Origin of the sequence: Micromonospora qiuiae (genome assembly GCF_016863555.1) — a bacterium.
Taxonomy (GTDB): Bacteria; Actinomycetota; Actinomycetes; order Mycobacteriales; family Micromonosporaceae; genus Micromonospora; species Micromonospora qiuiae.
The window spans coordinates 1-20,933 of sequence record NZ_BOPC01000005.1; the positions used below are offsets into that span (position 1 = coordinate 1).

The window sequence follows — 20,933 nt, forward strand, 5'->3', positions numbered from 1 at the left end:
CCAGGCCGTACCACTGATAGGCCCGGGCCTGCGGCACCGCGCAACCGCCGCGATGTGCACTGGTGCCGGGTCCGGTGCGGTGGTGCCGCACCGGACCCGACCGGTCAGAGCACCTTGGCCAGGAAGGCCTTGGTGCGGTCGTGCTTCGGGGCGGCGATCACCTCGCGCGGGCTGCCCTGCTCGACCACCACGCCGCCGTCCATGAAGACCAGCGAATCGCCGACCTCGCGGGCGAAGCCGATCTCGTGGGTCACCACGATCATCGTCATGCCGTCGCGAGCCAGGTCCTTCATCACGTCCAGCACCTCGCCGACCAGCTCCGGGTCGAGCGCGCTGGTGGGCTCGTCGAAAAGCATCAGCTTCGGCTGCATCGCCAGCGCCCGCGCGATGGCCACCCGCTGCTGCTGCCCGCCGGAGAGCTGGCTCGGGTAGCTGTGCAGCTTGTCGCTCAGCCCCACCCGCTCCAGCAGCGCCTCCGCCCGGTCCCGGGCCTCGGTCCGCTTCTCCTTCCGCACCAGCAGCGGCGCCTCGGTGACGTTCTCCAGGGCGGTCTTGTGCGGGAAGAGATTGAACCGCTGGAACACCATGCCGATGGCACGGCGCTGGGCCGCGACCTCCTTCTCCCGCATCTCGTACAGCTTGTCGCCGCGCTGCCGGTAGCCGATCAGCTCGCCGTCCACCCAGATCCGACCTGCGTTGATCTTCTCCAGGTGGTTGATGCAACGCAGGAACGTCGACTTGCCCGAGCCGGAGGGCCCCAGCAGGCAACAGACCTCACCGGCCCGCACCTGAAGGTCGACACCCTTGAGCACCTCCAGTGACCCGAACGACTTGTGCACCTGCTCGGCCCGGACCATCACGTCCGACTCCGCCGCCGGGGCACCGGCCTGGTCAGGAATAAGCTGCCCGGTCACTGCTCACCGCCCTCCCTGCCGCCGCCGCCACCGGCCTCCCCGGCGATGGAGCGCAGCCGGATCCGCGCCCGCTCGGTCCGCCCGTTTCCCTTGCCGAAGTGCCGTTCCAGGAAGTACTGCCCGGTCAGCAGGATGCTGGTCAGGAAGAGGTACCAGAGCACGGCCGCGACGTACATCGGGAAAATCTGGAACGTCCGCTTCCCCACCGCGTCGAGCTGGAAGAACAGCTCGATGCTGTACGGCACGGCCAGCAGCAGCGACGTGTCCTTCAGCATGGCGATGGTCTCGTTGCCGGTCGGAGGGATGATCACGCGCATCGCCTGCGGCAGCACGATCCGGCGCAGGATCTGGGCCCGGCTCATGCCCAACGCCGAGGCTGCCTCGGCCTGCCCCTCGTCCACCGACTGGATGCCCGCCCGCACGATCTCGGCCATGTAGGCGGCCTCGGACAACGCCAGACCGAGCAGGCCGGCCACGAAGCCGGTCAGCACGTCCCGGGAACTGAACCCGAACACCCGCAACTGCAGGTTGTCGATCCCGAAGAGTTGCCCGATGTGGGTGTCGAACGGTACCCCGAACTCGATCCGACTCCACAGGATGCCGAGGTTACCGAAGACGGCGAGCAGCACCAGCCGCGGCACCGACCGGAAAACCCAGGTGTAGAGCCAGGCGACCACCCGCAGGATCGGGTTGGTCGAGAGCCGCATGATCGCCACCACGATGCCCAGAGACACCCCGAGCAGCATCGCGCAGATGGTCATCAGGACCGTGCCGCGCAGCAGACCTTCGATCACCGGCGGTCGGAACATGTGATCGACCATGAACGACCACTGAAGGTTGTCGTTCGTCACCAGCACATGCACGAACATGGCCGCAAGGACCGCCAGCACCGCGACAGCGATCCAGCGGCCCGGATGCCGTACGGGCACGGCCTTGATCGGCTCTGGCCGCGCCCGTACGGTCGTCGTTTCCTCGGTTGTCATGTCGTGTTACGGGTTGATCGCGGGATCCGTGATCGCGCCGCCCCCGACCTCCCACTTGTCCAGGATGGCCTGATACGTCCCGTCGGTGATCAGCGCCTTCGTCGCGTCCCGGATCGCCTCGGCGAACGCCGTCTGATCCTTGGCCACCACGTAGCCGTACGGCGCCGCCTCGTACATCTCGCCGAGCAGCTCCAACTGGCCCCCCGACTGGGTCACCGCGTAGGCCCCGACCGGGTAGTCGGCGAGCATCGCGTCGTCCTTGCCGGACACCACCGCGGCGGTCGCGGCGTCCTGACCCGGGAACTGCTCGATGGTGATCGCCGGCTTACCGGCGTCGCTGCACGCCTTCGACCGGGCCTGGATGTCGTCGACCTGCACGGTGTCTCGCTGCACGGCGATCTTCTTGCCGCAGGCGTCGTCGATCGACACCCCGGCCGGGTTCCCCTTCTTGGTCACCCACTGGGTGCCGACCTGGTAGTAGCTGACCATGTTGGCCTGGACCTTACGGTCCTCGTTGATGGTGAACGACGACACGCCGACCTCGTACTTGCCCGAGGTCACGCCAGTGATGATGGCGCCGAAATCGGCGGAGACGAACTCCGCCTCCAGCCCCAGCTTCGCGGCCACCGCCTGGAACAGCTCCACGTCGAACCCGATGGCCGTCTTGCCGTCGGTGTCGAGGAACTCCGCCGGGGCGTAGCCCGTGTCGCTGCCGACCACGATCTTGCCGTCCGCCTTGATCGCGTCAGGCACCTTCGCGGCCAGCGACTCATCCGCCGAGGCGGTCACCGACGGGCCGCCGCCCGGCTGCTCGCCGCCTTCCTTCTCGCCACAGCCGACGAGCGACAGCGCCAGCAGGGCAGCGCCGGTGATACCAAGGGCAGCCCGGCGGCCACCATTGAATGTGAACATTCGTACTCCTTGCCATGAGGGGTGAAGCGGCCGGTCAGGCCACGCCGAGGTAGGCCTCCTTGACCGACGGGTCGTGCAGCAGCTCCGCGCCGGTGCCTTCCTTGACGATCCGGCCAGTCTCCAGCACGTACGCGCGGTGCGCCCGCGCGAGGGCCTGCTGCGCGTTCTGCTCCACCAGCAGGATCGTGGTGCCCTGCTCGTTGATCTCCGTGATGATGCTGAAGATCTGCTGGATCAGCATCGGCGCCAGCCCCATCGACGGCTCGTCGAGCAGCAGCAGCTTCGGCTGGCTCATCAGCGCCCGGCCGACAGCCAGCATCTGCTGCTCGCCGCCGGAGAGCGTACCGCCGACCTGCTTGCGCCGCTCCGCCAGCCGGGGGAACAGTTCCAGCACCCGCGCCAGGTCCCTGGCCACACCGGCCCGATCCCGCCGGGTGTAGGCGCCCATGTCGAGGTTCTCCAGCACCGTCATGCCGGGAAAGATGCCCCGGCCCTCGGGCGCCTGGCACAGCCCGCGCCGCACCCGCAGGTCCGCCCGGAGCCTGGTGATGTCCTCACCGTTGAACCGGATCCTCCCGCTGGCGACCGGCCGGATACCCGAGATGGCCCGCATCGTGGTGGACTTGCCCGCGCCGTTGGCGCCGATCAGGGCCACGATCTCGCCCTCGTCGACGGTCAGGCTGATCCCGTGCAACGCCTTGATCCGCCCGTAGAGCAGACTGACGTCTTCGATCTCAAGCAACGTCGTCATCCGGCACCCCCAGGTAGGCCGCGATCACCCGGTGATCCTCACGCACCTCGGCGGGGAGCCCTTCAGCGATCTTCTTCCCGAACTCCAGCACCACGATCCGGTCGGTCACCCCCATGACCAGGCGCATGTCGTGCTCGATCAGCAGCACGGTGACGCCCTGGTCCCGGATCCTGCGGATGAGCTGGAGCAGCTCCTCCTTCTCGGCCGGGTTGAAGCCGGCGGCCGGCTCGTCCAGGCAGAGCAGCACCGGGTCGGTGGCCAGCGCCCGGGCGATCTCCAGCCGGCGCTGCTCGCCGTAGGACAGGTTGCGGGCGGCATCGTGCATCCGGCCGGAGATCCCGACGAAATCCAGCAGCCGCTCGGCCTTCTCCAGCCCGTCGCGCTCCTCCCGGCGGTGCCGGGGCAGCCGGAACAGCGCGGAGATGACGCTGGTCTTGTGGTGGGCGTCCGCCCCCACCTGGATGTTCTCCAGCGCGGTCATCTCCGGGAACAGGCGGATGTTCTGGAACGTCCGCGCCATCCCCATCTTGGTGATCTGGTGCTTCTTCTTGCCGGTGATCCGCTCGCCCCGGAACCGGATCTCCCCCTCGGAGGGCTGGTAGATCCCGGTCATCGCGTTGAAGCAGGTGGTCTTGCCGGCGCCGTTGGGCCCGATCAGGCCGAGGATCTCCCCCTTGTAGAGGGTGAAGTTCACGTCGTTGAGCGCCACCACGCCGCCGAAGCGCAGCGTCACGTGGTCGACCTCCAGCAACGGCTCCCGGGTGACCGCGGTGGATTCCGCCGCCGGGGGGCCGGCCTGCTCCGGAACAGTCGGCTTCTGCACGGTCTCACCCACCGACGATCACCTCCTTGCGGCGATCCTTGAACTCCGCCGCTCGTCGTCGGTTCGCTACCAGCCCCTGCGGCCGGAAGATCATCATGACCACCAGCACCAGGCCGAACAACATGAACCGGTACTCGTACAGCTCGATGCCGAAGAACTCGATGCCCCGGAACCGCTCGATCAGGTACGCCACCAGACCACCGCCGACAATCGCGCCGACGATGTTGCCCGAGCCGCCCAGGATCACCGCGGCCAGAATGATGATCGAGTTGAGCAGTTCGAGGTTCTGCGAACTGACGAAGTTCTGCTTACCCGCGAAAAGCGCGCCGGCCAGACCACCGATCGCCGCGCCCGAAGCGAAAGCCCAGAGCTTGAACTTGAACGTCGGCACACCCATCAACTGCGCCGCGTCCTCGTCCTCCCGGATCGCAATCCAGGCCCGACCGACCCGGCTGCGGTTGAGGTTCTGCACCCCGATGACCACCAGGATGATCAGCGTGAGGACCAGCCAGTAGTACGGCCGGGGGTCGAGCACCCCGAAGATCGGCTTGCCATCCGGGTAACTGCCCGGCGGGTGCGGAATCTGGTTGAAGCCGCGCTGACCCTTGAGGAACTCGGAGCTGGTCGCCGCGACCCGGATCATCTCGGCGAAGCCGAGCGTCACAATGGCCAGATAGTCACCACGCAGTCGCAGCGTCGGAGTACCCAGCATCACGCCGGAGAGCATGGTCAGCGCGATCGCCAGCGGCAGAGCGAGCATCCACGGCCAGAGCGTCTTGAGGTCACTGCTCGGCGACGTGAACACCGCCACCGTGTACGCGCCAACCGCGAAAAAGCCGAAATAACCCAGGTCGAGCAGGCCGGCGAAGCCGACCACGATGTTCAACCCGACCGCCAGCAGCACGTAGATGGAGACGGTGAAGAGCACGTGCCCGAAGTTCGACCCGGTGGTCGGGATCGGCCCGAGCCACTGGTAGAACTCCCGGTTCGGCAGCGCGTAGAAGAAGACGATCACCGCCGCGATGAGCGCCCACCGCATCCAGCGTGGCCCGTTGTGCCACCGCTCGGACACCGCGTGCCGGCCCGAATCGAACCATTCCCTCACGCTCGTCATGCGCGGGCCCTCCCCAACGACTCGCCGAGCAGACCGGTCGGCCGGAACATCAGCAGCACGACCAGGACGACGAAGGCGACCAGGTCCTTCCAGTTCGCGCCCCACAGCGCGGAGGCGTAGTTCTCGACCAGGCCGAGGAGCAGCCCGCCGACCAGCGCGCCGCGCAGGTTGCCGATGCCACCGAGGACCGCCGCGGTGAACGCCTTCAGCCCGAGCAGGAAGCCCACACTGTAGGTCAGCGTGCCGATCCGGATGTCGTAGAGCATGCCGGCGACCCCGGCCATCACGCCACCGATGACGAAGACCACCAGGATGATGCGGTCCTTGTTGATGCCCATCAACGCGGCCGTGTTCTGGTCCTGCGCGACCGCCCGGATACCCCGGCCGATCCGACTGCGGTTGATGAAGAGGTCCAGGGCAACCATCATCGCCAGCGCCGAGCCGAGGATCAGCACCTGCACCACGGTGACGCTCGCACCGCCGATGCTGAACAGGACATCGTTCTTGACCACGGTGGGGGCACCGACCGGCAACCGCCGGGTGTAGATGCCGAACGCCTCGGCGATCGCGATCGACGCGCCGATAGCGGTGATCAGGAAGGCCAGCGGCGGAGCGTTGCGCTTACGCAACGGCCGGTACGCCACCCGCTCGATCACGGTGGCGGTGCCGGCCGAGGCGACCGCGGCGATGAGGGCACCGACCAGCAGGTAGAGCATGATCGAGCCGATGCCGCTGACCACCGAGTCGCGGTTCAGGCCCAACGCGCTCCAGCCCCAGATGGCGGCGAAGGCACCCGCGATGAAAACCTCGGAGTGGGCGAAGTTGATGAGTCTCAGCACGCCGTAGACCAGCGTGTAACCCAGCGCGACAAGGGCGTAGATGGCACCCACTGTCAGCCCGGTTATCGTGTATCCCCCGAAATCGGAGAACAGGGCGTTGAAGTCCAAGGAAGGTACTCCGTACTTGGATGAAGAAAGATGGGGGTGCGGCCGGGAGTCAGCTCCCGGCCGCACCCACGATCACCACGCGACCGCTCTAGCAGCGACCGGCGTCAGGACTTCGGAATCTCCCTGGCCGGGACGATCTTGCCGTCCTTCACCACGTACGCCCAGATCCGGACCGAAGCCGGGTCCAGGTCACCGTTCTCGGTGAACTTGTAGCTGCCCGCGACACCCTCGCCGGTGTAGCCCCGCACGAACTCCAGCAGCTTCTCGCGGGTGGTGTTGCCGGCCTTGATGCCCTCGAGCAGGATGTTCGCCGCGTCGAAAGCGGTGTCGCTGTAGGTACCGGGATCGGTACCGTGCATCGCCTTGTAGTCCTCCTCGAAGCTGCCACCGGTCTCGGAGGCCGGCATGCAGGGGCAGGTCAGGATGCTGCCCTCGGCGGCCGCAGCGCCGGCGCCCTCGATGTAGGACGCATCGTTGACGCCGTCGGCGGCGACCAGGGTGGCGGTGACGCCGGCAGCGGTGAGCTGCTTACGGATGAGGCCGGCCTCCTGGTAGTAGCCGCCGTAGAAGATCGCGGTCGCGCCGGAGGACTTGACCTTGGTGACGGTCGCCGAGAAATCGCTCTGCTTGCCGTCGCCCTGAACCTTGTCGCTGCCGACGACCTTCGACCCCATCACCTCCTTGACCCCGTCGCCCAGGCCGGCGCCGTACGCGGACTGGTCGTCGATCACGAAGACCTTGTCGGCCTTGAGCTCGTTCTCGATGTACCAGGCGGCCGCCGGGGCCTGGGTGAAGTCGTTGCCGACAACCCGGAAGAAGGTCTTCCAGCCCTGGTCGGCCAGGTTCGTCCGGGTGGCGGAGGCGGTGACGTGCACCAGGCCGGCCTCGGCGAAGAGCGGGTTGGCGGCCTCGGACTCACCCGAGAAGGCGGGACCGACGACACCCAGGATCTGCTCGTCGTCGATCGCCTGCTGGGCCAGCTGCGGCGCCTGATCCGGGTTGCCCTGGGAGTCCAGCGGCACCAACTCGACCGTGCAGTCGGCATTGTCCTTGTTGTACTTGTCGAGGGCGAGCTTCACGCCGTTGTTCTCGTTGATGCCGAGCGCCGAGGCCGGACCGGTGAGCGCGCCGAAGAACGCGATCTTCTTGCCGCAGCCGTCACCGCTGGCCTCGTCGCCTCCACTGTCAGACTTGCAGGCGGTCGCGCCACCCAGGGCGAGAGCGGCGATCGCCACCCCACCGACCAAACGTACGAGCTTCTGCCTCACGGCCCGAACCCTCCTCCGTCCGTTGGCCCGAACCACCCGCTGCCTATTGGCCCTTGCGAGGGCGGACGAACCAGACCGTCGTCGCGGTCTGGGGCCGGACGTTATCCCACCGTGTAGCTGTGACGTAAGTCCCAGGAGGCGCGGTTGACCGAACCGTTACACGCGACGGCGAATCGGAGCCGGTCGCTGTAAGAAGCCGCCGCCGGAAAGGCCGGTTACGAGATGCTGTATCGCCCGGCAGCCGCTTCAGGAAGCCGGCTGAGTGACCTCGCCACCGGCGGTCTCGGCGAGAATCCGCTCGGAGACCTCCTTCATGGTCATCCGGTGGTCCATCGCCGTCCGCTGGATCCACTTGAACGCCTGCGGCTCGGTCATCTTGTACGTGGTCATCAGCGCGCCCTTGGCCCGCTCGACGGTTTTGCGGACCTCCAGCCGGTCGGTCAACCCGGCGACCTCCGCCTCCAGCGCGGCGATCTCCGAGTAACGGGACAGCGCGATCTCCACCGCCGGCACCAGGTCGCTCTTCTGGAACGGCTTGACCAGGTACGCCATCGCGCCCGCCGCCCGGGCCCGCTCCACCAGGTCACGCTGGCTGAACGCGGTCAGGATGATCACCGGAGCGATCCGGGCGCCGGCGATCCGCTCGGCGGCGGCCAGCCCATCCATGATCGGCATCTTGATGTCGAGGATGACCAGATCGGGCTTGAGCTCCTCGGCCAGCCGGACGGCGGTCTCGCCGTCGCCGGCCTCGCCGACCACCTCGTAGCCCTCCTCGGCCAGCATCTCGGCCAGATCCAGCCGGATCAGCGCCTCGTCCTCGGCGATCAACACCCGCCTGCGCGCGGCATCCGTCTGCGTCTCGGCCACGAGCAACTCCCACCATCGTTCCCGGCACGGCTACCACCCATGCTCTCGCATGAGCGTAGTCGGGTACAGTAAGCGTCACTCGCCGGGATGGTGGAACGGCATACACGGAAGTCTCAAACACTTCTGCCCGAGAGGGCTTGCGGGTTCGAATCCCGCTCCCGGCACTTCCTGTCATACAGGTGTTCGAGGATGTTGACGTGCATCCTCCCGAAATGCGGGCACGCGTGCGCGCTCTCCGTGCCCAAGGCCTCAACATCCGCTCGGTGGCCCGCGCCCTCTCACTTCCTTACACGACCGTGTGGCACTGGTGCGTCGACCGGCCCCAACCCGCCGTCCTCGGCAGCGCGGCCCGCTGCTTCCGCTGCCGCTGGGATCAAGAGCAACTCTCCGATCCGGCGGCCTACGCCTACCTTCTCGGCCTCTACCTGGGCGACGGTCACTTGGTCACCACGGCGCGCGTGCCCGTGCTCCGCATCTACTGTTCCGACTCCTGGCCCAACTTGATCGATCTCTGCGAGAGGGCGATGAAGGAGGTGCTGGCTAGTTCGGTGCAGCGGGTGCAGAAGAAGGGCTGTGTCGGCGTGCAGAGTTACGGCAAACACTGGCCATGCCTGTTGCCGCAGCACGGGCCGGGCAAGAAGCACGAGCGGCCGATCGTCCTCGCCGACTGGCAGCGCCAGATCCTCAAGGCACACCCCGGCAGCTTCCTGCGCGGCCTGTTCCACTCCGATGGATGCCGGGTTAGCAACCGGGTCACCGTCCGGGGCAAGGAGTACGTCTACCCGCGCTACATGTTCACCAACGAGTCCACCGACATCATGGAGCTCTGCCAGTGGGCACTCGACCTGCTCGACATCGCGTGGAAGATGAACCGTCGCAACTGCCTCTCTGTCGCCCGGCGGGGCGCGGTTGCGGCGCTGGACCGCCACGTCGGCCCGAAGTCCTGACGAGGTTGGGCGGCGGGACGCCAGCGCCGAGCGTCACGCGACGGCGAGCGCCTGCTCCAGGTCCAGGCGCAGGTCCTCCGGGTCCTCCAGGCCGACCGAGAGCCGCAGCAGTCCGCCGTCGGGCTTCGCGTCCCGTTCGACGGGGCGGTGGGTCAGTGAGGCCGGGTGCTGGATGAGCGTGTCGACCCCGCCGAGGGAGACGGCGTGGGTGATGAGTCGGCAGGCGCCGGCGACCGCCGCCGCGGCGGGTGCGCCGCCGCGTACCTCGAAGGCGAGCAGGCTGCCGGGGCCGGCCATCTGCCGGCCGACGAGCCCGGCCGGGTCGTCGATGCCGGGGTGGTGCACCCGGGTCACGGCCGGGTGGTCGCTCAGCCAGGTGGCGAGCTTCTCCGCACCGGCCTGCTGGGCGCGGACCCGCAGTGGCAGCGTCTGCAGGCCGCGGTGCAGCAGGTATGCCCCGAGCGGGTGCAGGATCGCGCCGGTGAGGGCGCGGACCTGGCGTAGTTGGACGGCCCATTCGGCGTCGCAGGCGAGCGCGCCGGCGAGGACGTCGCCGTGGCCGCCGATGCTCTTGGTGGCGCTGTGCAGGACGAGTCGGGCGCCGTGCCGGGTGGGCTGCTGGAGCACGGGGGTGGCGACGGTGTTGTCGACCAGCAGTGGCACCTGCCCGGCGGCGTCGGCCAGCGCGGCGATGTCGATCAGGTCGAGGGTGGGGTTGGCGGGGGTCTCGGCGATCACCAGGGCGGTGTCGGGGCGGATGGCGGCGGCGACCTCGTCGGGGCGGGCCCAGGTGACCTCGGTGCCGAGCAGGCCGGTGGCGAGGACGTGGTCGGTGCCGCCGTAGAGGGGGCGTACGGCGACCAGGTGGCGTTTGCCGGTGCGGGTGGCGGCGAGCAGGGCGGCGGTGAGGGCGGCCATGCCGCTGGCGAAGGCGACGGCTTCGGCGGTGTTCTCCAGTTCGGCGAGGGCGGTCTCGAAGCGTGCCACGGTGGGGTTCCACAGCCGCTGGTAGACGGCGCTGGCGCCGGGCGTGAGGGTGCCGCCGGTGGCCAGGGTCTCGTACGCGTCGCCGCCGGCGTGCACCGACGGCAGCGGGTTGGTGGTCGACAGGTCGATCGGCGGCACGTGTACGCCGAGGGCCGTGAGGTCGTCGCGGCCGGCGTGCACGGCTCGGGTGTCCAGGGTCACCATGCCGGAGAGGATCGAACAACTCGCCTACCAGCGGCAATACTTTCGAAGATTATTCGTGGGAAAACGCCTTCCGCCGTGGTCTGATGCGGTGGAGACTGACGGGATGCCCCTCGTATCGAACGATGTACGGCCGTTCGCGGCCCTCGACGACACCGACCGCGCGATCCTGGCCGAGTTGTCCGCCGACGGACGGCTGCCGAACAACGCCCTCGCCGAGCGGGTCGGGGTGGCTCCGTCGACCTGCCTGGCGCGGACCCGGGCGCTGCGGGAGAACGGCGCGATCCGCGGGTTCCACGCCGAGGTGGATCCGGCGGCGGTGGGTCTGCCGCTGCAGGCGCTGGTGTCGGTACGGCTGACCGAGCACGCGCGGGCGGCGGTGGACGCGTTCCGGTCCCGTTCGGTGCGGCTGCCCGGGGTGGTGTCGGTGTTCCACGTGGCCGGTGCCGACGACTACGTGCTGCACGTGCGGGCCGCTTCGGCGGAGGCGCTGCGGGACTTCGTCCTGGATCATCTGGCCGTGGATCCGGCGGTGCAGCACACCCAGACCAGTCTGATCTTCGAGCAGGCGCGTGGGATGGGCTGACCGGGCGGCACGGCCGGAGGGAACAAAACCGGCATCCCGCGGGTTGGACAGCCGTGTGATTGACGTACCGCTGTCTGTTCTCGACCTCGCCCCCGTCGCGGCCGGTGCCTCCTCCGGCGAGGCGCTGCGGCACACCACCGAGCTGGCCCGGCGTACCGACGAGCTGGGCTACCACCGGTTCTGGGTGGCCGAGCACCACAACATGCCGGCCATCGCGTCGTCGGCGCCCGCGGTGCTGATCGCGCACCTGGCGGCGCACACCGACCGGATCCGACTGGGCTCGGGCGGGGTGATGCTGCCCAATCACGCGCCGCTGGTGGTCGCCGAGCAGTTCGGCACTTTGGAGGCGTTGCACCCGGGCCGCATCGACCTGGGCATCGGCCGGGCCCCCGGCACCGACCGGGTGACCGCGCTGGCGTTGCGCCGGACCATGGAGGGGCTGTCGGCCGAGGGCTTTCCCCGGGAGTTGGCCGACCTGATGAACTTTTTCGCCGACGAGACGGTCGGGCCGATCACGGCCACCCCGGGGCGCGGCCAGCGGCCGGCGGTGTGGCTGCTGGGTTCCAGCGGGTTCAGCGCTCAGCTGGCCGGCGCGCTGGGGCTGCCGTTCTCGTTCGCGCACCATTTCGGCGGCGAGAACACGCTGCCCGCGTTGGCGTTGTACCGGCAGAGTTTCCGGCCGTCGCGGTGGCTGGGCAAGCCGTACGCGATGGTGGCGGTGAACGCGGTCTGCGCGGAGACCGACGAGCGCGCCGAGTGGCTGGCCGGGCCGGCCGGGTTGTCGTTCCTGCGGCTGCGCGCCGGGCGTCGCGAGCCCCTCGCCACGCCCGAGGAGGCGGCGGCGTACCCGTATCAGGAGTTGGAGCGGGAGTTCCTGGCGCAGCGCCAGCGGGGTCAGGCGACCGGCTCGCCGGAGACGGTCCGCCGCCAGTTGGGCGATTTGCTGGAGCGTACCGGCGCGGACGAGCTGATGCTCACCACGATGGTGTACGACGTGGCCGACCGGGTGCGCTCGTTCGAGCTGATCGCCGAGGAGGTCGCCGGGGGTCTGCGCGGCCGGGCGCCCGGGTTGGGCGGTTGAGCCGGGCGCGGTGGCACAGGTCACAGCGGTTCCGTGACCATGAAACATGAGCTTCATGGCGCCGTCACCCTCGTGACGCGGAGGCCGCCTAATGTTGGTTCCGGTGGTGGTACGGCACTCCCCGGTCGGGACGGGTCGGGGGTGCCGCGGTGTGGCACCGGGCCGCGGTCAGCGGATTCCGCGATCGCGGCCCGGCGCCTGGTCCGTTCGGCTCAGCGCAGGTAGATGCGGGGTGCGGGCGGGGTGGCCATCCCGTCGCCGAGGAAGAAGCTCGGGTGCGGCGGCTGGTTGTAGGCGGTGTTCTGCCAGGCGATGGCGACGCGGTACTGCGGGTCGTGCATCAGGGTGTGCAGCCGGGTGCTGGTCGCCGTCGGGGTGCTGTAGATCCGTAGGGCTCGGCTGTCGGTGGTCCGCCACATCACTTCTTCCCGCCAGTCGCCGAGCAGGTCGGCCGAGAGCGCGGGCGTGGCTTTGGTGCCGTTGTTCGCGGCCACGTCGCTGCCGGTGAGCAGGCGGGTGTCGCCGTTCGGGCCGTACTTGTCGATCCGGGTGGCATCGAGCAGTTCCCGGACGGGGTCGCCGTCCCACCAGATCAGGAAGTTGGTCGAGGAGGGTTTGCGGCCGATGTTCTGGCCACGGGTGTTGGCCAGGCCGTTCACCGCCGACGACCAGGATTCGGCGCCGGGGCTGCCGGCCCAGATGTCGCCGGAGACGCCCCGGCCGTTGTCGCCGTTGGCCGGGGTGGACCAGAGGATCTGGCCGGTGCGGGCGTCGGCGAGGTAGGAGCTGGGCTTGCTGCCGTCTTCGTTGACTTTGAAGACCTCCAGGCCGGGTCGGGCCGGGTCCAGGTCGCCGACGTGCATGGCGTCGCCGTGGCCGGTGGCGGTGGAGTGCAGCAGCCGGCCGTTGTCGTCGATGGTGGCCGCGCCGTAGACGATTTCTTGCCGGCCGTCGCCGTCGACGTCGGCCACGGACAGGTTGTGGTTGCCCTGTCCGGCGGCGGCACCGTTGCCGCTGGCGTTGGAGTCGAAGGTCCACCGTTTGGTGAGGGCGCCGTTGCGGAAGTCCCAGGCGGCGATGACCGCGCGGGTGTAGTAGCCGCGGGCCATGATCAGCGATGGGCGCTGGCCGTCGAGGTACGCGGTGCCGGCGAGGAAGCGGTCGACCCGGTTGCCGTAGTTGTCGCCCCAGGAGGAGACGGTGCCGCGCGGCGGGTCGTAGTTGACGGTGGACAGGGCCGCGCCGGTGCGGCCGTCGAACATGGTCAGGAACTCCGGCCCGGCGAGGACGTATCCGCTGGAGTTGCGGTGATCGGCCGAGGCGTTGCCGATCACCTGGCCGGTGCCGGAGCGGGTGCCGTCGGCGGTTTTCATGGCCACCTCGGCGCGCCCGTCGCCGTCGTAGTCGTACACCTGGAATTGGGTGTAGTGGGCGCCGGCCCGGATGTTGCGGCCGAGGTCGATGCGCCACAGCCGGGTGCCGGTGAGGGTGTACGCGTCGACGTAGACGTTGCCGGTGTAGCCGGACTGCGAGTTGTCCTTGGAGTTGGACGGGTCCCACTTGAGCACGAACTCGTACCGGCCGTCGCCGTCGAGGTCGCCGACGCTGGCGTCGTTGGCGGAGTAGGTGTACGCCTCGCCGCTGGGCGTGGTGCCGCCCGGCGGAACCTGCAACGGCACGTCCAGGTAGCCGGCGGGGAACTGCAGCGCGGGCGCGGAGGCGGCCTGTTCGACGCCGCCCACCACGGCCCGCACGGTGTACGCCGCCCCGGCGGGGGCGCCACTGTCGAGGTAGTTGGTGGCGCCGGTGATCGGGCTGGAGTTCACCCGGGTGGTGCCTCGGTAGAGGTTGAACGCGACGCCGGTGGTCTCGGTGCCGAGCAGCCGCCAGGAGACGAGGTTGGCCGATCCGGAGCGGACGCTGACCAGGCCCCGGTCCAGGTTCTCCGCCTGCATCGCGCCTGCCGGCGGAGTGGTCGGCGGCGGCGTGGTCGGGGGCGGAGTGGTCGGGGGCGGCGTGGTCGGCGGCGGTGGGGTGCTGGGTGGCGGCGTGGTGGCACCGGTGCAGGTGGTGCCGTTCAGCGCGAAGCCGGCCGGTGCCGGGTTGCTCCCGTTCCAGGAGCCGTTGAAGCCGAAGTTGACGCTGGCGTTGGTGCCGATGGCGGCGTTGTAGTCGACGTTGCGGGCGCTCACCTGGGCGCCGGACTGGGTGAGGGTGGCGTTCCAGGCCTGGGTGACCTGCTGGCCGGCGGGCCAGGTCCAGGTCAGCGTCCAACCGGTGAGCGGGTCGCCGAGGTTGGTGACGGTGACGTCGGCGCCGAAGCCGCCGGCCCACTGGTTGGTGACGCGGTAGTCGACGCGACATCCGGCGGCGGCGGCCGAAGCGGTCAGGGTGGTCAGCGCGCCGACGGCAGCGACAGCGCTGGCGGTAGCCGCGGCGAGCAGGGCCGCCCGGGGGACGGTGCGAAGCATGGTTCCTCCGGTGGAGGTCGGACGCGCGGCAGCCGGTGGTTCGCCGGCCGTGCCCGAGGCCGACGGGACCATGGTCCGCCGGCCGTGCCCGGAGCCGACGGGGTGCCGCACTGCGGCAGACGCATCGACGTCAGTGAGTGCATTCCCGCGCAGCTGCGATGCTAGGGCAAGCGCTTTCTGCACACAATCGGTCCGCCGTACTTGCCCTGAAGCCGGTCCTTTTGATCGACTCGCGGGGTGGCTGCACACATGACCCCCGAGGAGTTCCGCCAGGCCGGGTACGCGGTGGTCGACTGGATCGCCGACTACTGGGCCACGCTGCCTCAGCGCCCGGTCACCTCCCAGGACCCGCCCGGTGCGGTGGCCGCCGAGCTGCCCTCCGGGCCACCCACGCAGGGCGAGCCGGTCGAGGCGATCCTCACCGACCTGGGCAAGCTGGTCGCGCCCGGACTCACCCACTGGCAGCACCCCGGCTTCTTCGGCTACTTCCCGGCCAACACCTCCGGCCCCAGCGTGCTGGGCGACCTGGTCAGCGCCGGGCTGGGCGTACAGGGCATGCTCTGGGCCACCGGTCCGGCCTGCACCGAACTGGAGACGGTGATGCTCGACTGGCTGGCGGAGGCGCTGGACCTGCCGGCCCGGTTCCGCTCGACCGGTCGCGGCGGTGGCGTCATCCAGGACTCGGCCTCCTCTGCCACGCTGGTGGCCACCCTGGTCGCCCTGCACCGGGCGGCCGGCGGCCGATGGCGTGAGGTGGGCGTCGACCGCCGCTACCGGGTGTACACCTCCACCGAGGCGCACTCGTCGATCGAGAAGGCCGCCCGAATCGCCGGGCTCGGCACCGACGGGGTACGACTGATCGAGGTGGACCCGGCGACCCGGGCCATGTCGCCGACGGCGCTGCGTGCCGCGATCGAGGCGGACCGGGCGGCCGGCGTGGTGCCGGCGCTGGTGGTGGCTACCGTGGGCACCACCTCCACCACCGCCGTGGACCCGCTGCCGCAGATCGGGCCCGTCTGCGCCGAGTACGGCGTCTTCCTGCACGTCGACGCTGCGTACGCGGGCGCGGCGGCGGTCTGCCCGGAGCTGCGGTTCGGCCACGCCGGCCTGGAGTACGCCGACTCCTACTGCTTCGACCCGCACAAGTGGCTGCTCACCGGCTTCGACTGCGACGCGTTCTGGGTCGCCGACGCCGGCGAGCTGGTCGAGGCGCTGACCGTGCTGCCGGAGTACCTGCGCAACGCCGCCACCGAGTCCGGCGCGGTGGTCGACTACCGGGACTGGCAGGTGCCGCTGGGCCGGCGGTTCCGGGCCCTCAAGCTGTGGTTCGTGCTGCGCTGGTACGGCATCGAGGGCCTGCGGGAGCACATCCGCCGGGGTGTCGCCCTGGCCGCCCGATTCGCCGACCGGGTACGCGCCGACGACCGCTTCGAGCTGGTGGCCCCGCACCCGTACGCCCTGGTGTGCTTCCGGCTGCGCGGCCCGGACGGGCCGAACGAGGAGCTGCTGGCCCGGGTGAACGCCACCGGCCGGGTGTTCCTGACCCACACCCGGGTGGCCGGCCGGCACACGCTGCGTCTCGCCGTCGGCTCGCCCCAGAGCACCGAAACCCATGTGGACGAGGCCTGGGCGATCATCTCCGAGGCAGCGGCGGACGCGATCCCGGCCTAGGCGCTGGCCTTTTCGGTCTCCCGCTGGGGAGAGGGTGTCGTCGCCGCCCTGACGATCGCGCGCTCGCGGCGGGCGCGCAGCAGAATCCGCAGCGCCAACGCCAGCGCGGCGGCCCAGCCCACGGCCAGCAGCAGGTAGACCAGCACCGGCAGGGCACCGTCCAGCTCGGCGGCGCGCATCAGGACCCGGGCGTTGGTCAGCACGATCACACCGCCGACCGCCGCGCCGAGCAGTTGGCCCGGGACGATCCGGACCAGCCACGCCGCGATCGGGGCGGCGATCAGGCCGCCGGCGAGCAGAGCGAGCACGATCGGCAGCAGGAAACCCTCGGTGCCCAGGCCGATCAGGAAGCCGAGGCTGGCCGCGCTCGCCACCACGAATTCGGAGGTGTCCACCGAGCCGATCACCTTGCGGGGCTCCATCCGCCCGCTGACCAGCAGGGCGGGCGTGGCCACCGGCCCCCATCCCCCGCCGCCGGTGGCGTCGACGAAGCCGGCGACCAGCCCGAGCGGGCCGAGGAAGCGCCCGCGTAGTCGGCCGGCCGCCGGGTTGCGGCGCAGCGGCCGGGAGAAGCGCACGAGCAGGTACGCCCCCAGCGTGAACAGGATCGCGGCCATCCACGGTGCGGCTGCCTCGGTGGAGAGCGCACTGAGGAAGGTGGCGCCGGCGAAGGCGCCGATCGCGCCGGGAGCGGCGATCCGGGTTACCACCCGCCAGTCGACGTTGCCGAATTTCCAGTGCGCCGCCCCGGCGGCGAGCGTGGTGCCGATCTCGGCCAGGTGCACCGACGCGGACGCGGCGGCGGGTGCGACGCCGACCAGGAGCAGCAGCGTCGTGGAGGTCAGCCCGTACGCCATGCCGAGCGCGCCGTCGACCATCTGCGCGGCGAGCCCGACCAGTGCGATGACCAGCAGCTTGCGCACGGCACCCCCAGCTTTTCGGCATCTCCTATCGGCTTGGTCGACAATGCGGCACCGTGAACCCCCGCGTCAACCCCCCGACCGTCCACTGAGACGACTCGCACCAGCCCCGTGGCCCCGATCCGCGCGGCGGCAGCCCCGGCCACCACCCCCCGCACCTCGGCGCTTTGCTCTGCTTCACCCCACGCACAGGTTTTGCCACACCGGCGTTGCGCGGGTTGAAGCAGAGCAAAGGATGCGGGAGACACACCTGAAACCCCGCCGGTCAGGCCACGGAGCCGAGCGGACCCGGCCGGTCAGGTCACGGAGCCGGTCGGGCCCGGTGGTGGGTCAGGTCCAGGCGTCGGGATCGGCTGCCAGCTTGGTGACCTGGTCAGGGAGCGTGCCCTGCGCCACGTCGGCCACCGTGACCAGTTCGAGGATCTGCCGTTCGCTGGCGCGCAGGGCGATCCAGACGTCCTGGAGCGCGCGGGCCGCGCCGGTGTAGCCGAGATCCTCGGGGCGCTGCCCCCGGATGTGGGCCAACGGCCCGTCGACCACCCGGATCACCTCGGCCAGTGAGATCGTCTCGGCCGGCCGAGCCAGCCAGTAGCCGCCCTCGGGACCCCGCTGGGCCTGCACGATGCCGCCGCGGCGCAACTGCAGCAGGATGCTCTCCAGGAATTTCGGCGGTATCTCCTGAGCACGGGCGATCTGATCGGCGGTCACCGGGCGACCACGACCCGCCCCGGCCACCGAGGCCAGTTCGGTGACCGCTCGTAGGGCGTAGTCGACCCGGGCGGAGAGACGCATGCCGGACAGGTTAACTGCAGGTTGCTTCCGCCAGTCGATCACCCCTGGACTGATCCGGCCGCTCGGTCGCCCAGGTCACAGTCCGGTCACCCCCCGACGCGGCGCAGCAGTCCCTCCTGTACGGCGCTGGCAATGTGCCGGCCGTCGACGGTGAACATCCGGCCGGCGGCCAGGCCCCGCGCACCCGAGGCGGAGGGGCTCCAGCAGTCGTAGAGGAACCACTCGTCGGCGCGGAACGGCCGGTGGAACCAGAGCGCGTGATCCAGACTCGCCCCGATCACCCCGCCCGGACCCCACACCTCGCCGTGCGTGGAGAGCACCGAGTCGAGCAGGGTCAGGTCGGAGGCGTAGGTCAGGGCGCAGGCGTGCAGCAACGGATCGTCCGGCAGATTGCCGTCGATGCGCATCCACACCCGCTGGTGCGGGTCGGCCGGCCGCTCCCCGGGGGCCACCCAGCCGGGCTCGCCGACGTAGCGTACGTCGATGGGCCGGGGAATCTGCTCCCAGATGCCCAGCCGCTCACGGTGGCGGGCGAGGCGGGCGGCCATGGTGGGGACCGCGTCCGGACCGGGCACCTTCGGCGGGACGGGCGCCTGGTGGTCCAGCCCTTCCTCCGGCCGCTGGAACGAGGCGGACATGAAGAAGATCGGCTTGTCGTGCTGGAGCGCGACCGAGCGGCGTACCGAGAAGGAGCGGCCGTCGCGGACGTTCTCCACCTCGTACTCGATCGGCTCGGCCGCGTCGCCGGCCCGGACGAAGTAGCCGTGCAGCGAGTGGACCACCCGTTCGGGGTCGACGGTCCGGCCGGCGGCGACCAGGGCCTGGCCCGCGACCTGGCCGCCGTACACCCGCTGTGGGCCGACCGACGGGCTCAGCCCCCGGAACGACATGGCGCCCGTCGGTGCGAGGTCGAGCACCTCCAGCAGATGGTCGACGGCGGCCTGACCGACGACCGCCTCCGTCACCGCAGTGCCCGCGCCGATGCGGCGTCGACCAGTGACCCGAGTTGGTGCACCCGCAGCGTGTTGGTCGAGCCGGGTGTGCCGGGCGGGCTGCCGGCGACGATCACCACGTAGTCGCCGGGGGTGGCCCGGTTGAGCCCGAGCAGCGCCTCGTCGACCTGGCGGAACATGTCGTCGGTGTGCTGCACGAAGGGCATCAGGAAGGTCTCCACGCCCCAGCTGAGGGCGAGCTGGCGATGCACCTCGGGCACCGGGGTGAAGGCCAGCAGGGGCAGATCGCAGTGCAGTCGACTCAGCCGGCGCACGGTGTCGCCGGTCTGCGAGAACGCGACCAGCGCCTTGGCGCCGATGGCCCGGGCGATCGAGGACGCGGCTACGGTGAGCGCGCCACCGTGCGTACGCGGATCGTGCTGGAGCCGGGGCACCCGGATCGAACCGGCCTCGGTGGTCTTTACGATCTTGGCCATGGTGCTGACGGTGAGCACCGGATACTTGCCCACGCTGGTCTCGCCGGAGAGCATCACCGCGTCGGTGCCGTCGAGCACGGCGTTGGCGACGTCGGACGCTTCGGCGCGGGTCGGCCGGGAATTCTCGATCATCGAGTCGAGCATCTGGGTCGCCACGATGACCGGCTTGGCGTTCTCCCGGCACAGCTGCACGGCGCGCTTCTGCACCAGCGGCACCTCGTCCAGCGGCAGTTCCACGCCGAGGTCGCCGCGGGCGACCATGACCCCGTCGAAGGCCAGCACGATCGCCTCGAGGTTGTCCACCGCCTCCGGCTTCTCGACCTTGGCCAGCACCGGCCGGTGCACGCCGACCTCGCTCATGATCGCGTGGGCCAGCTTGATGTCGTCGGCGGAGCGGACGAAGGAGAGCGCGATCAGGTCGACACCGAGGCCGAGCGCGAAGCGCAGATCCTCGGTGTCCTTCTCCGACAGCGCGGGCACGCTGACCGCCACGTTGGGCAACGAGACGCCCTTGTTGTTGCTGACCGGCCCGCCCTCGGTGACCAGTACGCGGATGTCGTTGCCGGTGACGTCGGTGACCTCGACGGAGACTCGGCCGTCGTCGATCAGCAGCCGGTCGCCCGGCTTGACCTCCTGCGGCAGCTTCCGGTAGGTGCAGGAGACCCGGTCCTTGGTGCCCAGGATGTCGTCACTGGTGATCACCACGGAGTCACCGGTGCGCCACTCGTGCGGGCCGTCGGCGAACCGCCCCAGCCGGATCTTCGGCCCCTGGAGGTCGGCCAGGATCGCCACCGGCTGGCCGGCCGCCTCGGCGGCCTCCCGGACGAGGTGGTACACCGCCTCGTGGTCGGCGTGGCTGCCGTGGCTGAAGTTCAGCCTCGCCACATTCATGCCGGCCTCGACGAGCCCACGGATGCGCTCGGGCGACGAGGTGGCGGGACCAAGAGTGCAGACGATCTTCGCGCGGCGTGTCACGCCCATCAGGCTAGTCTCTCCTCCGGGTCGGACGGGGGGCCGACCCCTTGCGCAAGGCGGAACAACCGTCCAACGGTGCACAAAGCACGTAGGCAGCCCGGCGGGGCAACCGCGCCGGACGGTCAAGGGCGGGCGACGGCGACCGCGCCGGAATGGTACGCCTTCGCCGCCAGGGCGTGGCGAGGCACTCGCCCCAAACCCCGCCGATCTTGCACTTTTGGTCGCCGAGACAGCCCTTTTGGGGCATTTGCCCGGACATGAAGTGCATGATCGGCAGGGCGGGGCGGGGCGGGG

General features: G+C 70.1%; 19 protein-coding genes and 1 tRNA gene. 5 read left to right on the top strand and 15 right to left on the bottom strand.

Translation table 11 applies throughout. The annotated features are described in order from the left end of the window. Positions 1-104: 104 nt before the first annotated feature. From Vqi01_RS01940 to Vqi01_RS01980, 9 genes are all read right to left on the bottom strand, one after another. On the bottom strand, positions 105-857 hold the full coding sequence (locus Vqi01_RS01940) for an amino acid ABC transporter ATP-binding protein (protein ID WP_204032431.1): 753 nt from the start codon (positions 855-857) through the stop codon (positions 105-107). A 53-nt stretch (positions 858-910) separates the two neighbouring features. Then, positions 911-1,897, bottom strand: a complete 987-nt coding sequence (locus Vqi01_RS01945; RefSeq protein WP_204032406.1) for an amino acid ABC transporter permease — start codon at positions 1,895-1,897, stop codon at positions 911-913. 6 nt (positions 1,898-1,903) lie between these two features. Further along, positions 1,904-2,809, bottom strand: coding sequence for an ABC transporter substrate-binding protein (locus Vqi01_RS01950; RefSeq protein WP_204032408.1), 906 nt, complete (start codon positions 2,807-2,809; stop codon positions 1,904-1,906). A 34-nt stretch (positions 2,810-2,843) separates the two neighbouring features. Continuing rightward, positions 2,844-3,560, bottom strand: coding sequence for an ABC transporter ATP-binding protein (locus Vqi01_RS01955; protein ID WP_204032409.1), 717 nt, complete (start codon positions 3,558-3,560; stop codon positions 2,844-2,846). Beyond that, positions 3,544-4,383 (bottom strand): ABC transporter ATP-binding protein, encoded by an 840-nt coding sequence (locus tag Vqi01_RS01960; protein WP_372444291.1) that lies wholly within the window; start codon positions 4,381-4,383, stop codon positions 3,544-3,546. Before Vqi01_RS01960 ends, Vqi01_RS01955 begins: the two co-directional genes overlap by 17 nt. Positions 4,384-4,387: 4 nt before the next feature. After that, complete coding sequence (locus tag Vqi01_RS01965) at positions 4,388-5,497, bottom strand: branched-chain amino acid ABC transporter permease (protein ID WP_204032411.1); 1,110 nt, start codon at positions 5,495-5,497, stop codon at positions 4,388-4,390. Beyond that, positions 5,494-6,444 carry a branched-chain amino acid ABC transporter permease gene (locus Vqi01_RS01970; RefSeq protein WP_204032413.1) on the bottom strand — a complete coding sequence of 317 codons (951 nt, stop codon included), beginning with the start codon at positions 6,442-6,444 and terminating at the stop codon, positions 5,494-5,496. The genes Vqi01_RS01965 and Vqi01_RS01970 overlap by 4 nt, the downstream gene beginning before the upstream one ends. A 104-nt stretch (positions 6,445-6,548) precedes the next feature. Beyond that, the gene (locus Vqi01_RS01975; protein ID WP_204032415.1) at positions 6,549-7,712 is read right to left on the bottom strand and encodes a branched-chain amino acid ABC transporter substrate-binding protein; all 1,164 of its coding nucleotides are present in this window, start codon (positions 7,710-7,712) and stop codon (positions 6,549-6,551) included. 246 nt (positions 7,713-7,958) lie between these two features. Beyond that, positions 7,959-8,579, bottom strand: a complete 621-nt coding sequence (locus Vqi01_RS01980) for an ANTAR domain-containing response regulator (RefSeq protein WP_204032416.1) — start codon at positions 8,577-8,579, stop codon at positions 7,959-7,961. An 81-nt stretch (positions 8,580-8,660) separates the two neighbouring features. Between Vqi01_RS01980 and Vqi01_RS01985 the strand changes: the two genes are divergently transcribed. Both Vqi01_RS01985 and Vqi01_RS01990 read left to right on the top strand, forming a co-directional pair. After that, positions 8,661-8,743, top strand: a tRNA-Leu gene (locus tag Vqi01_RS01985). A 48-nt stretch (positions 8,744-8,791) separates the two neighbouring features. Continuing rightward, positions 8,792-9,526 carry a transcriptional regulator gene (locus Vqi01_RS01990; RefSeq protein ID WP_239098118.1) on the top strand — a complete coding sequence of 245 codons (735 nt, stop codon included), beginning with the start codon at positions 8,792-8,794 and terminating at the stop codon, positions 9,524-9,526. Between the two features lie 33 nt (positions 9,527-9,559). Here the strand turns inward: Vqi01_RS01990 and Vqi01_RS01995 are convergent, their stop codons facing one another. Beyond that, positions 9,560-10,717, bottom strand: a complete 1,158-nt coding sequence (locus tag Vqi01_RS01995) for a trans-sulfuration enzyme family protein (RefSeq protein WP_204032420.1) — start codon at positions 10,715-10,717, stop codon at positions 9,560-9,562. Positions 10,718-10,820: 103 nt separating this feature from the next. Here Vqi01_RS01995 and Vqi01_RS02000 point away from each other — a divergent pair, with 103 nt between their 5' ends. Continuing rightward, complete coding sequence (locus tag Vqi01_RS02000; protein ID WP_204032421.1) at positions 10,821-11,300, top strand: Lrp/AsnC family transcriptional regulator; 480 nt, start codon at positions 10,821-10,823, stop codon at positions 11,298-11,300. Positions 11,301-11,355: 55 nt separating this feature from the next. Then, entirely contained in the window at positions 11,356-12,381 is a 1,026-nt protein-coding gene (locus Vqi01_RS02005; RefSeq protein ID WP_239098119.1) for an LLM class flavin-dependent oxidoreductase, read from the top strand. Positions 12,382-12,593: 212 nt separating this feature from the next. Here the strand turns inward: Vqi01_RS02005 and Vqi01_RS02010 are convergent, their stop codons facing one another. Then, a complete protein-coding gene (locus tag Vqi01_RS02010) occupies positions 12,594-14,852 on the bottom strand; it encodes a rhamnogalacturonan lyase family protein (protein WP_204032425.1) in 2,259 nt (752 codons plus the stop codon). A gap of 237 nt (positions 14,853-15,089) precedes the next feature. Between Vqi01_RS02010 and Vqi01_RS02015 the strand changes: the two genes are divergently transcribed. Further along, positions 15,090-16,523, top strand: coding sequence for a pyridoxal-dependent decarboxylase (locus tag Vqi01_RS02015; RefSeq protein WP_239098120.1), 1,434 nt, complete (start codon positions 15,090-15,092; stop codon positions 16,521-16,523). Here Vqi01_RS02015 and Vqi01_RS02020 read toward each other — a convergent pair. The 4 genes from Vqi01_RS02020 to pyk form a co-directional block, all read right to left on the bottom strand. Then, positions 16,520-17,446, bottom strand: coding sequence for a sulfite exporter TauE/SafE family protein (locus tag Vqi01_RS02020; protein WP_204032426.1), 927 nt, complete (start codon positions 17,444-17,446; stop codon positions 16,520-16,522). The two genes, Vqi01_RS02015 and Vqi01_RS02020, sit on opposite strands and share 4 nt — an antisense overlap. A 327-nt stretch (positions 17,447-17,773) precedes the next feature. Next, positions 17,774-18,235: an RrF2 family transcriptional regulator gene (locus tag Vqi01_RS02025; RefSeq protein WP_204032428.1), complete on the bottom strand. Its 462-nt coding sequence runs from the start codon at positions 18,233-18,235 to the stop codon at positions 17,774-17,776. A gap of 86 nt (positions 18,236-18,321) precedes the next feature. Then, positions 18,322-19,200: an acyl-CoA thioesterase gene (locus tag Vqi01_RS02030; protein ID WP_239098121.1), complete on the bottom strand. Its 879-nt coding sequence runs from the start codon at positions 19,198-19,200 to the stop codon at positions 18,322-18,324. Then, on the bottom strand, positions 19,197-20,645 hold the full coding sequence (pyk, locus tag Vqi01_RS02035; protein WP_204032430.1) for a pyruvate kinase: 1,449 nt from the start codon (positions 20,643-20,645) through the stop codon (positions 19,197-19,199). The genes Vqi01_RS02030 and pyk overlap by 4 nt, the downstream gene beginning before the upstream one ends. Between the last annotated feature and the right edge of the window lie 288 nt (positions 20,646-20,933).